Raw genomic sequence first — 14,784 nt, 5'->3', positions numbered from 1 at the left:
ACGCCCGCTCCGCGCCCGCCCGGGTGTGACGACTTGTGTCGCGCTCCAGCACCCGCGCGTACCGTCGCGGGGATGCAGACGTTCCTGCCCTACGCCGACTTCCGGGCCTCCGCCGAGGTGCTCGACGACAAGCGACTCGGGAAGCAGCGGGTCGAGACGCTGCAGGTCATGCGCGCCCTGACGCTGCCGGACTACGGCTGGCAGCACCACCCCGTCGTCGCGATGTGGCGCGGGTACCGGCCGGCGCTGATGGCGTACCAGGACGCGACGTGCCGGGTGTGGCTCGAGCGCGGGCACGCCGACACGTGCCTGGGCAAGACGCTCGTCGACCTCGCCCGTGTTCCGGAGGACCTCGCGGAGTACGAGCGCGGCGACTTCCCGGTGCCCGCCTGGAACCACGACCCCGCGGTGCACGAGTCGCACCGGTCGAAGCTCGTGCAGAAGGCTCCGGAGCACTACCGCCCGCTGTTCCCCCACGTGCCGGACGACCTGGAGTACGTCTGGCCGGGGACGACGCCGCCCCCGTCCGCGGACTGACAGGGGGTGCGGCGCCGGTCAGGGTCCGGCGCCGCGTCCACGGCGGGGGCGGCGCTGCAGGGTCCGACGACAGGGGGGACGTCGTGCCCTGCTCCGGACGCGGTCAGGGGTCCTGCGTCCGGGGTTCGGGTGGTTCAGTGCTGTTCGGCATCCCCCTGGTCAGGGGTGGTGACGGCCGGCGTCAGCGCCGTGAGCGTGGCCGCGGCGTACCGGTCGGCCTCTCGCGGGACGGGCATCGACCGTCGGACCGCCGCGGGGCGGACCATCGGGAGCAGCGCGCTGCCGAGGGTCGCGAGCGCACCGACGGACGCGATCACGCCGAGCGGTGCGGTCCCGAGGTCGTGCTGCGCGGCGATGGCGAGCGCGACGACGGTGGCCGGAGCCGGGAGGAGCTGGACCACCCGGAAGCGGTCCTCCTGCCGGAGACGGGTCGTGATCGCGTTGGCCATGCCCCCATCGTGGCGGACCACGCCGGTCCGCAGAAGGGGGGACATCACCCCATTCATGGAGTAGAACGTCTAGTTCACTCCGAGTCGCCGCACGGTCGACACCGCATCGGCCACCGCCCGGACCACCGCGGCCGCGTCGTCCTCGGTCAGGGACGCGTCGAAGGTCAGGCGGAGCGCGGTCCTCGCGACGTCCTCGGACAGTCCGGTCGCGGTGAGGACGTGCGAGGCCTCGGTGCTGCCGGCCGCGCAGGCGCTGCCCGACGAGGACACCACGTCGTGCTGCTCGAGCTCGAGCAGCACGGTCTCCCCGTTGACGGGCTCCCCCGGGAAGCAGAACGACGCGTGCCCCGGCAGGCGCGAGCGCCGGGACCCCGTGACGACCGCCCCGGGGACCGCCGCGGTGACCCCGTCGAGCACGGCGTCCCGGGTCGCCGCCGCCATGGCCGCCGCGTCCACCCGCTCCCCCGCCGCGAGGGCGAGCGCGGTCGCCACGGCCACCGCTCCGGCGACGTCCTCGGTGCCGGATCGCCGACCACGTTCCTGCCCACCGCCGTGCAGGAGCGGCTCGAGCGGCACCCCGGCGCGGAGCACGAGGACGCCGGTGCCCTTCGGCGCACCGAGCTTGTGACCAGAGAGCGAGAGCGCGTCCACGCCGAGCAGGTCGAGCCCGACCGCCAGCCACGGCGCGCTCTGCACGGCGTCGGTGTGGAACCGCGCGCCGACGGCGTGTGCGGCCGCCGCGAGCGCCGGCACGTCCTGCACGGTCCCGATCTCGTTGTCGGCGTGCGCGATCGAGACGAGCGTGGTGTCCGCCCGGAGGGCCGCGGTGAGCGCCTCGACCGTGACGACCCCGTCCGCGTCCACCGGCACGAGCGTGACCGTGAAGCCGTGGTGCCGCTCGAGGTACCGGCAGCTCTCGAGCACCGCCTCGTGCTCGATCGCGCTCGTGACGACGTGCCGACCGCGCGGTGCGGCGAGGGCGATGCCCTTGACAGCGGTGTTCGCGCCCTCGGTGCCGCCCGTGGTGAAGACGACCTCGCCCGGACGGCAGCCGAGCACCCGCGCCACCGTCGCCCGGGCGTCGGCGAGCCCGCGCGCGGCCGCGTCCCCGACGCCGTGCGTGGAGGACGGGTTGCCGAACACCCCGGTCAGGTACGGCCACATCGCCTCGAGCACCTCGCGGCGAACCGGGGTCGTCGCGGCGCGGTCCAGGTAGAACACGTCAGCCGCGACCCGGGGCGGCGAGCGACGCGGACGGCGACGGAACACCGACGGCGCCGTCGGACACCGCGATGTCGAGGCCCAGGTCGAGCGCCCTCGCCGAGTGCGTCAGCGCCCCCACCGACACGACGTCGACCCCCGTCGCCGCGATCGCCGCGACGGTCTCGAGCGACACCCCGCCGGAGGCCTCGACCACCGCGCGCCCGGCCACGGCAGCGACGCCGGCGACGAGCTGCTCCGGGGTGAAGTTGTCGAGCATGATCGTGTCCACGCCGGCGGCGACGACGGGCTCCACCTGGTCGAGCCGGTCCACCTCGACCTCGACGTGCACGGTGTGCCCGAGCCGCTCCCGGGCCGCGGTGATCGCGTCGCCGATCGGCACCCCGCGTGCGGCGAGGACGGCGAGGTGGTTGTCCTTCGCGAGCACCGCGTCGGACAGCGAGGTCCGGTGGTTGTACCCGCCGCCGCAGCGCACGGCGTAGCGCTCGAGCGCCCGGAGGCCCGGGGTGGTCTTCCGGGTGTCGGCGATGCGGGCGCGCGTACCCTCGACCGCGGCGACGTACCGGGCGGTGACGGTGGCGATGCCGGACATCCGCTGCGCCAGGTTGAGGGCGACGCGCTCGGCACGGAGCACCGAGCGTGCCGACCCGTGCACGGTCGCGAGCACGTCACCGGCCGCGAACCGAGCACCGTCCCGCACGTGCAGGACGGTCTCGACGGACGGGTCGACCGCGACCATGACGGCGGCGAAGACGGTCCCGCCGGCGAACACGCCGGACTCGCGCGCCGCCAGGGTCGCCGTGGCGGTCGCGTCGGCGGGGATGAGCGCCTCGCTGGTCACGTCGCCCCAGGGCGCGTCCTCCTCGAGCGCCGTCTCGATCACGCGTCGCAGCGCGTGCGGCGGGATGGTGCCGGGATCGACGGGGACGGTGGTGGTCATGCGGGGACTCCCTGCTGGACGGGCGTGGTGACGGTGACGGGGGTCCGGACCCACGCGGTGCTGACCGGCGCGGTCGGGTCGGTGTCGGGGTGGTCGGTCCGGGCGTGCGCGCCGCGGGACTCGCGCCGCGCCTCGGCGGCGCGGGCCGTGATGCGCGCCAGGTCGAGCAGCGCGCGGTCCTCGGCGGCCCGCACCCCGGTCGGGGCCGGGTCCGGCAGGGCGTCGAGCGTCCGCCGCGCCGCGGCGAGCCCGGCGGCGTCGCGCAGCAGCCCGACCCGCTCGGTCATCTCGGTCTGGACCACCCGGCGGACGTCGGTGACGTCGCGGGGGTGGGTCGCGCCTCCAGGCCGGTCACCGTGCACCGGACGGGAGGCGCGGTGTGCGCCCGCCACGTCGGTCCCGTCGTGCCCATCGGTCACCACGGGCGGGACGGTCACGACGGGCAGGTCGGCGTCGCCGCGGAGCCGGAGGTGCGCGGGGCGCGGCACGGCGACCGCGTCAGCGGCGCGGACCCCGAAGACGAGTCCCTCGAGCAGGGAGTTCGACGCGAGCCGGTTCGCACCGTGCACCCCTGTGCAGGCGGTCTCGCCGACGGCGAGGAGGCCGGGCAGGCTCGTGCGCCCCTCGGCGTCCGTGACCACACCGCCCATCGCGTAGTGCGCGGCGGGCGCGACCGGGACGCCCTCGCGGGTCCAGTCGAACCCGGCGGCCCGTGTCGCGCGGGTCAGGCCGGGGAAACGGCGGACGAGGTGGTCGGGGTCGAGGCCCGTCGCGTCGAGGAGGACGGGCGCACCACCCTGCTCGCGGACCGCGGCCGCGATGCCGCGGGCGACGACGTCCCGCGGGGCGAGCTCGGCGTCCGGGTGCACGGCGGTCATGAAGCGGCGACCGGCCGCGTCCCGCAGGACGGCACCCTCGCCGCGGACGGCCTCGGAGACCAGACCACCGTCCGGCACGGCGAGGCGGGTCGGGTGGAACTGGACGAACTCCAGGTCCGCGACCACCGCGCCGGCACGCCACGCCGCGGCGACCCCGTCGCCCGTCGCGACGAGCGGGTTCGTGGTCTCCCGGTACAGGTGCCCGGCCCCGCCGGCGGCGAGCACGACGGCGTCGGCGTCGATGCGTCGGGGCTCGCCGAGCAGGTCGAGGACGTCGACCCCGACCACGGCGCCGTCCCGCAGCACGAGGTCGGTCAGGCAGGTGCGCTCGAGGATCGTGACGTGGCACCGGTGCAGCGCGTCGACGAGGGTCCGCTCGACGGCGGCTCCCGTCGCGTCGCCGTCCGCGTGCAGGACGCGCCAGCGGCCGTGGGCGGCCTCGCGTCCGCGGGCGAGGTCGTCGCCGTACCGGTCGAGGCTGGCGGGGTCGGTGGTCCGGTCGAACGGCACCCCGAGCGCGAGCAGGTCGCGGACGCGGGCGGGGCCGTCGGCGCAGAGCACCGCGACGGCGCGCTCGTCGGCGCTGCCGGCGGCCGCGGCACGGGTGTCCTGCTCGTGCAGGGCGACACGGTCGTCGGCGCCGAGCGCGACGGCGATGCCGCCCTGGGCGTACGCGGTGGCGCCGTCGCGCAGCGCACCCTTCGTCACGAGGGTGACGTCGTGGCGGGCGCTCGCGCGGACGGCGGCGGTGAGTCCGGCGATCCCGGAGCCGACGATGACGACGTGCACGGTGCGGTGCCGTCCGTCAGCCGCGCGGCTTCGCGGCGAGCATGCGCTCTAGGGCGACCCGGGCGTCGGCCTGGACGTCGGCGGGGACGACGATCTCGTTGAGGACCTCGCCGCGGACGAGCGCCTCGAGGACCCACGCGAGGTAGCCCGGGTGGATGCGGTACATCGTCGAGCACGGGCACACGACGGGGTCCAGGCAGAAGATCGTGTGCTGCGGGAACTCGGCGGCGAGCCGGTTCACCATGTTGATCTCGGTGCCGATCGCGAACGTCGTCGGTTCGGTCGCCGCGGCGACGGTCCGGCGGATCAGGTCGGTGCTGCCGGCGGCGTCGGCGGCGTCGACGACGGCCATCGGACACTCCGGGTGCACGATGACCTGCACGCCCGGGTGGTCCCGTCGTGCCTGCTCGATCTGGCCGACCGTGAAGCGACGGTGCACCGAGCAGAACCCGTGCCAGAGGACCACCTGCGCGTCCTGCAGCTCCTGGGCGGTGTTGCCGCCGAGGGGCTTGCGCGGGTTCCACATCGGCATGCGGTCGGTACTGACGCCCATGGCCTTCGCGGTGTTGCGGCCGAGGTGCTGGTCGGGGAAGAAGAGCACGCGCTGCCCGCGCTCGAACGCCCACTCGAGCACCGTCGCCGCGTTCGAGCTCGTGCAGACGATGCCGCCGTGCCGACCGCAGAACGCCTTGAGGTCCGCGGCGGAGTTCATGTACGTGACGGGGATGACCGGGACGCGGCCGTCGGCGTCCGGTCCGGTGCCGTAGACCTGCTCGAGCTCGGCCCAGGCCTGCTCGACGCTGTCGATGTCGGCCATGTCGGCCATCGAGCACCCGGCGGCGAGGTTCGGCAGGATCACGCGCTGGTCGTCGCGCGCCAGGATGTCCGCCGTCTCCGCCATGAAGTGCACACCGCAGAAGACGATCGCCTCGGCGTCGGGCTTGGTCAGGGCGGCGTTCGCGAGCTGGAACGAGTCGCCGAGGAAGTCGGCGTGCCGGACGACCTCGTCGCGCTGGTAGAAGTGCCCGAGCACCACGACGCGGTCCCCCAGGGTCGCCTTCGCGCGCTCGATGCGGGCGTGCAGCTCATCGTCGCTCGCGGTCTTGTACTCCTCCGGGATCTGCCCCTGCCGCGGAGCACCCGTCGGGATGACGTCGGACATCGAGGAGCCCGGGCCGTAGCCGGGGCGCGCGTCGAAGTCCCACGTGGGCGCCGCGAGGTCGGGCGTGCACGTGCTGCCGTCGGCCCGGCCATTGGAGATGAGCTCGATGGTGGTCGCGATGGACACGGTGCTTCCTTCGGTTCGGGGTGTCTAGTGGGACGCGGCGGTGACGGTCGTCGCGGCGGCCGTCGCGGCCGTCGCGGCCGTCGCGGCCGTCGTCGGCGTGAGGGGGCCGTTGTCGGCGTACGCGAGGTCGGGGTTGGAGCGGTAGAGCCGGGCCGGACGGTGCCGCCCGCCGCTCGTCGTCTCGTCGGTGGGGAGCACGGCGTCGCCCTGCGCCACCTGCCGACGGAAGTTCGCGGGGTCGAGCGCCCGCCCGAGCACGGCCTCGTACACACCGCGGAGCTCGGTCAGGGTGAAGCGGTCGCCGAGGAACGCCTGGGCGATCCGCGAGTACGACATCTTGGTGCGCAGGCGCCAGAGGGCGTACTCGACGATGCGGTCGTGGTCGAACGCGAGCGGCGGGTGCTCGTCGGCGAGGAACCACCGCACGTTCCAGTCGTCCGGCACCGAGCTCGCCTCGTCCGGGTGCACGAGGGCCCAGTACACGATCGACACGACCCGGCTCGGGGAGCGCTCGACGTCACCGAAGGCGTAGAGCTGCTCGAGGTACCGCGGCTGCACGTTCGTCGTCTCGCGGAGGCGGGCGGCGGCGGAGTCCTCGAGCCCCTCGTCCGGACCGACCCAGCCGCCCGGCAACGCCCACGACCCCTCGAACGGCTCGGCGACGCGGCGCACGAGCGGCATCCAGAGCGCCGGCGCCCCGGTGTCCGGGTGCGGGCGCAGCGCCACGATCACGGTGGAGACCGCGACGCGGATGGCGGTGGGTGCGGGTTCAGGAGATAGTGTCATGTCGACTCGAAGTGTTCGGGTTGCAGTGACACTATCACCGTTCACGCGATCGGAACACGGCGGAAATGCCGGAGGACGCATCGCGGCCTACGTTCGGGTCCATGACGACGGTGACGAGGATGCACGCCGTGGTGTCGGGCACGGTCCAGGGGGTCGGGTTCCGGTACTGGACCGCACGGAAGGCCGACGGGCTCGAGCTCGTCGGGTACGCCAGGAACCTGTTCGACGGGACGGTGGAGGTCGAGGCAGAGGGGCCGTCGGCCGCGGTGGACGCGCTCATGGCGTTCATCCGGACCGGGCCGCCGTCGGCCACGGTGACGGACGTGTCGTTGCGGACGGTGGTGCCGCACGGCGACGGGGACGGGTTCGCGATCCTGCACTGATCGGGATCGGTCCTGCACTGATCGGGAATGTGGACGTCCGCTCAGGATGTTGCCCCGTCTGCGCCCTCGGCGCCCCGCCCACGCCGTGAGCCCGTCAGGAGCCCAGCATGACCCAGGCCGTCGATTCCGCACCCCGCACCGGGAGCGTCGCGCAGCCGTCCCCCGGCGAGACCCGACTCGTGATCGGGCTGCTGCTCGTCTCCGCGTTCGTGGTGATCCTCAACGAGACGATCATGGGCGTCGCGCTCCCCCGGCTCATGGACGACCTCGGCATCAGTGCGGCGACCGGCCAGTGGCTCACCACGGGCTTCCTGCTCACCATGGCCGTGGTGATCCCGGTCACGGGCTTCCTGCTCCAGCGGTTCCACACCCGGCCGGTCTTCACCTGGGCGATGAGCCTGTTCGCCGGCGGGACGCTGATCGCCCTCGTCGCGACGGGCTTCCCGATGCTGCTCGTCGGCCGCATCGTGCAGGCCAGCGGCACGGCGATCATGATGCCGCTCCTCATGACGACGGTCCTGAACCTCGTCGAGCCCGCGCACCGCGGCCGCATCATGGGCAACATCTCGATCGTCATCTCGGTGGCACCCGCCGTCGGACCGACGATCTCCGGGCTCATCCTCAACGCCTTCTCGTGGCGCTGGCTGTTCGGCTTCGTCCTGCCGATCGCGATCGTCGCGCTCGTCCTCGGCGCCCTGAAGGTCCGGAACGTCTCGACGCCGCGGAAGGCGCCGCTCGACGTGCTCTCCGTCGTGGTGTCGGCCTTCGCGTTCGGCGGCATCGTGTTCGGCCTGTCCAGCCTCGGCGAGGCGGGGTCGACCGGTCCGCTCGTCCCCGTCGCGGCCCTGGTCGTCGGGGTCGTCGCCCTCGTGGTGTTCGTCCTGCGGCAGACCCGTCTGCAGCGCACCGACAGCGCCCTGCTCGACCTGCGGACCTTCCGGACTCGCGGCTTCACGATCCCGATCGTCGCGATGGGGCTGAGCTTCATGGCGATGTTCGGGACGCTCATCCTGCTGCCGATCTACCTCGAGCGCGTGCTCGGGCTCGAGGTCCTGCAGGTCGGGCTGCTCCTGCTCCCCGGCGGGCTGCTCATGGGCCTCCTGTCCCCCGTCGTCGGGCGCATCTACGACCGTCGCGGTCCGCGCGTGCTGCTGATCCCCGGCTCGATCATCATCAGCGCCGTGCTCTGGGCGCTCTCGACGGTCGGCGCGGACACGAGCGTGTGGTTCGTCCTCGGTGCGCACGTCGTGCTGAGCCTCGGCCTCGCCCTGACGTTCACCCCGCTGTTCACCGCGGCGCTCGGCGGGCTGCCGCAGCGCCTGTACTCGCACGGCAGCGCGGTGCTCGGCACCACGCAGCAGCTGGCCGGCGCAGCCGGGACGGCCCTGTTCGTGACGCTCCTGACGATCGGCGCCGCGTCGGCCGGTGCCGGGGCGGACGCCGAGGGCGTGCGCTCCGCGACGGCGTCCGGTGTCGCCACGGCGTTCCTCGTCGGGGCGGTGATCTCGCTCGCCGGGATCGCGACCTCGGCGCTCGTGCGCCGGCCGGACACCCCGGAGGGCGCACCCACGCCCGTCGTGCACTGAGGCCCGTCGGCGCGCACCGCGCCCCGGGTCGAACCACGTTCCCGACGTCGAACCAGCCCTGATCCCTGGTTCGACGTCGGGAACGTGGTTCGTCGACGTCGTGGTCCGCGGACACCGCTACCGCGCCGGGCACCCGCGTGGCATCGTGAGGGCATGCGGTCGACGGCGCGCGAGCTGAACTGGTCCGGCACGGTCACCTACTCGGCCCGGCGGGTGGAGCGGCCGCGCTCGATCGACGAGGCCGCCGAGATCGTCGCCCGGGAGTCCCGCGTCCACGGTCTCGGCACCCGGCACTCCTTCAACGACGTCGCCGACGCCCCCGGCGTGCTGATCGACCTGTCGGACGTCCCCACCGACCTGGTCGTGGACACCGCCGCCGGCACCGCGACCATGGGCGCCGGCACCCGGTACGGCGTCGTCGCGCCCGAGCTCGACCGGACCGGGGTCGCCCTGCACAACACCGGGTCACTCCCCCACATCTCCCTCGGCGGTGCCATCGCCACCGGGACGCACGGCTCCGGCACCGCCCTCGGCTCGCTGAGCACCGCAGTCCGGGCGTTCGAGCTGCTCGGTCCGGACGGGTCGCGGCGGACCCTGCGCCGTGGTGACCCCGACTTCGACGGCGCCGTGCTGCACCTCGGTCTCCTCGGCGTCGTCACCCGGGTCGAGGTCGACGTCGAACGGACCTACCGGATGCGCCAGGACTCCTACGGTCCGCTTCCATGGGACGTCTACGTCGCGAACGTCGCCGCGGTCCACGCGAGTGCGTACTCGGTGTGCGCCTACACGGTCTTCGGTGACGAGGTCGGCGAGGTCCTGCTGAAGTCGCGCGTCCCCGACGGTGCGGACGACGTCCCGGTCCCGGACGACCTCGTCGGCGCCCCACGGCTGCCCGGTCGCCCCGCGGACGGCCACCACACCGCCCGGGACGGATCCGTCGGCCCGTGGTGGGACCGGCTGCCGCACTTCCCGATCGACACCGTCCCGTCCCACGGCTCCGAGGTGCAGAGCGAACACTTCGTGCCGCTGCGGCTCGCGGCGCCCGCGCTGGACGCCGTCCGCACGATGGCCGCCCGCATCCAGCCACACCTGCACGTGTGCGAGCTCCGGACGATGGCCGCCGACCCGTTCTGGCTCAGCCCGACCCAGGGCGAGGACGTGCTCTGCATCGCCTTCACCTGGCAGAAGCACCCGGAGGCGGTCGCGGCCCTGCTCCCCGACCTCGAGGCGCTCCTCGCCCCGTTCGACGGCCGACCGCACTGGGGCAAGATGAGCTCCCTGGACGCGGAGACCGTCGAGCGCCTCTGGCCGCGGCTGCCCGACTTCCGCCGGCTGGCGGCCGCGGCGGACCCGCAGCGGACGTTCGCGTCCGCCTTCGGCGAGCGAGTGCTGCGGACCTGAACCGTGCCTCCAGTCCGGCCGTCGATCCCGATCACGTGAGCCGGGTGACCGTCTTCGTCTCGCCGTCCCAGTGACGCACGCCCGCCACGCCCAGCGTGTCCGGCAGTGGTGCCGAGCGCAGCGCGGCGACCGCCGCCCCGAGGTCGACGTCCCGGACCCGACGCGCGAAGGTGACGTGCGGCGACCACGCCCCGGGTGCCGAGGTGTCGACCGTTTCCCGCGTGGCTCGGTGCACGGCCGCGTGGAACGCCGCGAGCGCCGGACCGACCACGACCGCCCGGGCGAGCACCGACCGCCCGGGCCCCGCGGGGAAGAGCAGAACGCCGCCGAGCCGCAGCTGCACGGGCGGGGTCGCGATCGCGTCCGGGACGGTGACGCCCTCGCCGGCGACGACCGTGACGTGCGGGTCGTTCGTGCCGGACCGGCCGAGGCTCGGCAGGTCGGCGAGGGCCAGGGCGTCCCACGCCGCTCGGACGGCTCGGTCGGCGTCGGGGGTGAGGACGAGTTCGATGCTGCGCACGGGACGAGTCAACCAACCGGACACGTCAGACGGGCTCGTGGACGGCGTCCTGTGGAGAACCACGGGATGTAACACGACGGAACGGGATTGGCCCGGTGCCCCGACCGCCCGTCACACTCGATCGCACACCGCGGACCACCGCGACCCCACAGCACGGCCCACGAGGAGCACCCATGTCCGCAGCACCCGTCCTGCCCGAGAAGCCGAGGAGCAAGCGCCCGATCGGCTGGATCATCGCCGCCGCGGTGGTCGTCGTCGCGATCGTCGTCGCCGTCATCGTCGGTGCCGTCCGTTCCGGCGGTTCGGAAAGCACCGCCGCCGGGGGCGCCCAGAAGACCGTGACGATCGGCGTCGCCGACAAGTCGCTCGGCTACTGGAGCACGTACACGAAGCTGGCGAAGGACGAGCTCGGTGTCACGGTGAAGCTCACCAACTTCTCGGACTACTCGCTGCCGAACCCCGCGCTGAAGGACGGCCAGCTGGACATCAACCAGTTCCAGCACATCCAGTACCTGGCGGACTACAACGTCACGTCGGACGACGACCTGCAGCCGATCGGTTCGACCGCCGTGTACCCGCTGCCGCTCTACGCGACGGACTACACGAAGACGAGCGAGCTGCCGAAGGACGCCAAGGTCGCGATCCCGAACGACTCGATCAACCAGGCGCGGGCGCTCCTCATCCTGCAGTCCGCGAAGCTCCTCGAGCTGAAGGACGGCGGCTCCGCGTTCTCGACGACGACCGACATCACGTCGTCGAAGGTCGACGTCCAGCCGCTCGACGCCTCGCAGACCGCGAACGCCCTGCAGCAGGGCTCGGTCGCCGCGGCCGTCGTGAACAACAACTTCGCCACCGCGGCCAAGCTGCCGACGAGCGACATCATCTTCCAGGACGACCCCGCGAGCGCGAGCGCTGCCCCGTACGTCAACGTCTTCGCGGTGCGCGACGCCGACAAGGACAACAAGACCTACCTGGACCTCGCGAAGCTCTTCCAGGACTCCGCGGTGCAGAAGGCCTTCAAGCAGGACCTGCCCGAGGCGGTCTCCCGCGACGAGAGCGCCACGAAGCTGCAGGACGAGCTCGCGAAGGTCGAGCAGGACGCGAAGGCGGCCAAGCAGTAGTGCCGGTCCTCGTCGAACTCCGCGGCGTCTCGAAGCACTACCGTCGCGCCGACACCGGCGAGACCGTGGTGGCCGTCGAGGACGTCTCCCTGGACGTGCACCGGGGAGAGGTCCTCGGCGTCATCGGGTACTCCGGCGCCGGCAAGTCCACCCTGGTCCGGCTCGTCAACGCCCTCGAGCTGCCCTCGTCGGGCAGCGTCACGGTCGGCGGGCAGGAGCTGACGGCGATCCCCGAGCGGGACCGCCGTCTGGCGCGTCGGAAGATCGGCATGGTCTTCCAGCAGTTCAACCTCTTCCGGTCCCGCACGATCGCCGGCAACGTCGCGTACCCGCTCAAGGTCGCCGGTGTCGCGAAGGCCGAGCGGGACCGCCGCGTGGCCGAGCTGCTCGACTTCGTCGGGCTGCTCGAGCGTGCCCACGCCTACCCGGAGCAGCTCTCCGGCGGGCAGAAGCAGCGCGTCGGCATCGCCCGGGCGCTGGCCTCGAACCCCGAGCTGCTGCTCGCGGACGAGGCCACGAGTGCCCTCGACCCCGAGACCACGGCCGAGGTCCTCGCGCTCCTGCGCCGCGTCAACCGGGAACTCGGCGTGACGATCATCGTCATCACCCACGAGATGGACGCCGTCCGCCAGATCGCGGACCGGGTGGCCGTCATGGAGCAGGGCCGCGTGGTCGAGGTCGGCGACGTCTACGACGTGTTCGCGGACCCGCAGACCGGCGCCGCGCAACGGTTCGTCCGGACCGCGCTGCACGACCGGCCCTCCGGCGAGCAGCTCGCCCGGCTCCGCGAGCACCATCGCGGGCGGCTCGTCACCGTGCGCATCACCGACGAGGTCGGCCTGCAGAACCGGATCGACGCCGCCTGGCGCGACGCCGGGGTCGGCGCCGAGCTCGTGTTCGGCGGCGTCGGTGAGATCCGCGAGCGCCGGATCGGGTCCCTGACCTACGAACTGACGGCGCCGGACCCGGCGGCCGTCGACCGGGCGGTCGGTGCGCTCCGCGCCGGGGGCATCACCGTCGACGAGGAGGTGGCAGCGTGAACGGCAACGGCTTCCAGAGCGTGATCGACACGTCCGACGTGTTCTTCACCGCGATCCGCGACACCCTCGTGATGACGCTGGTGTCCCTCGTCGTCGCCGGGGTCATCGGCCTGGCGCTCGGACTCGTCCTGTACGCCACCCGTCCGGGCAACCTGCTCGGCAACCGGACGGTCCACACGATCGTCAACGTGGTCGTGAACATCGTCCGACCGATCCCGTTCGTGATCTTCCTCGCGGCGATCGCGCCCCTGTCCCGCGTCGCCGTGCAGACCACGATCGGGGTCCCCGCGGTGACCTTCGCGATCTCCCTCGCGGCGTCGTTCGCGGTCGCCCGGATCGTCGAGCAGAACCTGCTCGCTGTCGACCCGGGTGTCGTCGAGGCCGCACGGGCCTCGGGCGCACACCCGGTGTCGATCCTGCTGACCGTGCTCATCCCGGAGGGCATCGGGCCGCTCATCCTCGGGTACACGTTCATCTTCGTGGGCATCGTCGACATGACCGCGCAGGGAGCGCTCATCGGCGGCGGCGGTCTCGGCGAGTACGCGATCGTGTACGGGTCGCAGCGGTACGACTGGTGGATCGTGTACGTGTCCGTCGCGGCGATCGTGGTCATCGTCCAGCTCGGGCAGCTGGTCGGCAACCGGTTGGCGCGCGCCACGCTGCGTCGCTGACGCGACGCGACCACCCCACGGACGGGAGGCACGGTGCCGGCTGGCACCGTGCCTCCCGTCCGTCGTCGGTGCGGCAGACCGCCGGGCCGCGCGCCGAGCGGGCCACATCTGTCGCGCTCGGCGCGTCCTCCCGACGTTCCGTGCACGCTCGGCGCCCCGCACGCGGCGTGTCCTGCACGCTCGCGCGTCGATGCCCGAGCCGGGCGGCCGCGCGCCGAGCGGGCCACATCTGTCGCGCTCGGCGCGACCTCCCGACGTTCCGTGCACGCTCGGCGCCCCGCACGCGGCGAGTCCTGCACGCTCGGCGCCCCGCTGGCACCCGCTCCGGCGCTCCGCCGTGCGAGCGTCCCGTGCGAGCGGCCTGCCCGTCAGGCGGCGGGAGCCTCCGGTACGCGGACCGCGCCGGTCGCACCCGGGTGCTCGTAGTGCGCCCGGACCAGGATCGGCCGGTGGTCGGAGATGCCCGCGGGCAGGGTCTCCACGCCCGCGATGTGCAGGCCGACGCTCGTGGCGAAGTCGAAGTGGCCCGTGAACTTGCGGTAGCGCAGGTAGGTGGGCTGGTCGGACAGCGACAGCGCGAAGCCGTGCTCCTCGATCTTCCGGCGCAGGTTCGTCTGGAACCACGGGTAGTTGAAGTCGCCGACCATGATCGCCGGAGCCTCGTCCGACAGGTCGCGGACGAACTGGTGCGCGGCCTCGATCTGCTTGCGGCGCAGGGAGTTCGTGGCGGTGAGCGGCGAGGCGTGGAAGGAGGCGACGATGACCTCGGTGTCTGCCTCGGTGTCGCGGAGGCGCATCGCGATGAGGCGCTCGTGCGCGGGCGCGAGGACCCGGTCGTGCAGGGACTTCTGCAGTGAGTGGATGCTGAAGTCCTCGACCTCGAACCGGTCGTCCCGCTTGTAGATCGCCAGACCGAGTCGGTTCGCCTTGGTGGAGGCCGCGAGCGAGAGCCCACCGACCTGAGGCGCGAGGTCGTTGCTGTCGCACTCCTGGACGCAGATGACGTCGGCGTCGGACGCCTCTGCGAGGGCGGCGAGCTCGCCGTTGGCGGTGTGCTCGCGCAGGTTGTAGCTCACGACGCGCAGGGCCGTCGGCTCCACAGCCGCGTCGGCTGCGATCGATCCCTGCTGCTGTGGCCCGGCCATGCTGCCTTCCGTCCTGGGTGTCTCGGTCA

General features: G+C 73.2%; 15 protein-coding genes. 7 read left to right on the top strand and 8 right to left on the bottom strand.

The genetic code is table 11. The annotated features are described in order from the left end of the window. The first annotated feature begins 72 nt into the window (after positions 1 to 72). Positions 73 to 537: an MSMEG_6728 family protein gene (locus HUN59_RS06420; RefSeq protein ID WP_174777889.1), complete on the top strand. Its 465-nt coding sequence runs from the start codon at positions 73 to 75 to the stop codon at positions 535 to 537. A gap of 134 nt (positions 538 to 671) precedes the next feature. On the opposite strand, the gene HUN59_RS06415 is transcribed toward HUN59_RS06420, so the two are convergent. The 6 genes from HUN59_RS06415 to HUN59_RS06390 all read right to left on the bottom strand — a co-directional run bounded on the left by HUN59_RS06415 (position 672) and on the right by HUN59_RS06390 (position 6,888). After that, a complete protein-coding gene (locus tag HUN59_RS06415) occupies positions 672 to 986 on the bottom strand; it encodes a hypothetical protein (RefSeq protein ID WP_114849754.1) in 315 nt (104 codons plus the stop codon). Positions 987 to 1,055: 69 nt separating this feature from the next. Then, positions 1,056 to 2,207 carry a cysteine desulfurase family protein gene (locus tag HUN59_RS06410; protein WP_058741416.1) on the bottom strand — a complete coding sequence of 384 codons (1,152 nt, stop codon included), beginning with the start codon at positions 2,205 to 2,207 and terminating at the stop codon, positions 1,056 to 1,058. 1 nt (position 2,208) lies between these two features. Continuing rightward, the gene (gene nadC, locus HUN59_RS06405) at positions 2,209 to 3,147 is read right to left on the bottom strand and encodes a carboxylating nicotinate-nucleotide diphosphorylase (protein WP_144804422.1); all 939 of its coding nucleotides are present in this window, start codon (positions 3,145 to 3,147) and stop codon (positions 2,209 to 2,211) included. Continuing rightward, positions 3,144 to 4,814, bottom strand: a complete 1,671-nt coding sequence (locus HUN59_RS06400) for an L-aspartate oxidase (RefSeq protein WP_174777888.1) — start codon at positions 4,812 to 4,814, stop codon at positions 3,144 to 3,146. Before HUN59_RS06400 ends, nadC begins: the two co-directional genes overlap by 4 nt. Positions 4,815 to 4,830: 16 nt before the next feature. Beyond that, positions 4,831 to 6,102, bottom strand: coding sequence for a quinolinate synthase NadA (gene nadA / locus HUN59_RS06395; RefSeq protein ID WP_174777887.1), 1,272 nt, complete (start codon positions 6,100 to 6,102; stop codon positions 4,831 to 4,833). Between the two features lie 24 nt (positions 6,103 to 6,126). Continuing rightward, complete coding sequence (locus tag HUN59_RS06390; RefSeq protein ID WP_174777886.1) at positions 6,127 to 6,888, bottom strand: NUDIX hydrolase; 762 nt, start codon at positions 6,886 to 6,888, stop codon at positions 6,127 to 6,129. A 101-nt stretch (positions 6,889 to 6,989) separates the two neighbouring features. On the opposite strand from HUN59_RS06390, the gene HUN59_RS06385 reads away from it, so the two are divergent. The 3 genes from HUN59_RS06385 to HUN59_RS06375 all read left to right on the top strand — a co-directional run bounded on the left by HUN59_RS06385 (position 6,990) and on the right by HUN59_RS06375 (position 10,258). After that, positions 6,990 to 7,271, top strand: coding sequence for an acylphosphatase (locus HUN59_RS06385; protein WP_058741392.1), 282 nt, complete (start codon positions 6,990 to 6,992; stop codon positions 7,269 to 7,271). A gap of 107 nt (positions 7,272 to 7,378) precedes the next feature. Next, entirely contained in the window at positions 7,379 to 8,857 is a 1,479-nt protein-coding gene (locus tag HUN59_RS06380; protein WP_174777885.1) for an MDR family MFS transporter, read from the top strand. Between the two features lie 153 nt (positions 8,858 to 9,010). Continuing rightward, on the top strand, positions 9,011 to 10,258 hold the full coding sequence (locus HUN59_RS06375; protein WP_174777884.1) for a D-arabinono-1,4-lactone oxidase: 1,248 nt from the start codon (positions 9,011 to 9,013) through the stop codon (positions 10,256 to 10,258). A gap of 31 nt (positions 10,259 to 10,289) precedes the next feature. On the opposite strand, the gene HUN59_RS06370 is transcribed toward HUN59_RS06375, so the two are convergent. Next, entirely contained in the window at positions 10,290 to 10,778 is a 489-nt protein-coding gene (locus HUN59_RS06370) for a 2'-5' RNA ligase family protein (RefSeq protein ID WP_174777883.1), read from the bottom strand. A 173-nt stretch (positions 10,779 to 10,951) separates the two neighbouring features. Here HUN59_RS06370 and HUN59_RS06365 point away from each other — a divergent pair, with 173 nt between their 5' ends. From HUN59_RS06365 to HUN59_RS06355, 3 genes are read left to right on the top strand one after another with little or no spacing between them, the layout of a single operon-like run. Next, positions 10,952 to 11,899 carry a MetQ/NlpA family ABC transporter substrate-binding protein gene (locus HUN59_RS06365; RefSeq protein ID WP_174777882.1) on the top strand — a complete coding sequence of 316 codons (948 nt, stop codon included), beginning with the start codon at positions 10,952 to 10,954 and terminating at the stop codon, positions 11,897 to 11,899. Further along, positions 11,899 to 12,939: a methionine ABC transporter ATP-binding protein gene (locus tag HUN59_RS06360; protein WP_174777881.1), complete on the top strand. Its 1,041-nt coding sequence runs from the start codon at positions 11,899 to 11,901 to the stop codon at positions 12,937 to 12,939. Before HUN59_RS06365 ends, HUN59_RS06360 begins: the two co-directional genes overlap by 1 nt. Further along, positions 12,936 to 13,610, top strand: a complete 675-nt coding sequence (locus HUN59_RS06355; RefSeq protein WP_217483627.1) for a methionine ABC transporter permease — start codon at positions 12,936 to 12,938, stop codon at positions 13,608 to 13,610. The genes HUN59_RS06360 and HUN59_RS06355 overlap by 4 nt, the downstream gene beginning before the upstream one ends. A 368-nt stretch (positions 13,611 to 13,978) precedes the next feature. On the opposite strand, the gene HUN59_RS06350 is transcribed toward HUN59_RS06355, so the two are convergent. Beyond that, positions 13,979 to 14,755, bottom strand: coding sequence for an endonuclease/exonuclease/phosphatase family protein (locus HUN59_RS06350; protein WP_083519868.1), 777 nt, complete (start codon positions 14,753 to 14,755; stop codon positions 13,979 to 13,981). Between the last annotated feature and the right edge of the window lie 29 nt (positions 14,756 to 14,784).

Source organism: Curtobacterium sp. Csp2, assembly GCF_013347165.1.
This window is presented reverse-complemented; position numbering and strand designations above follow the sequence as displayed.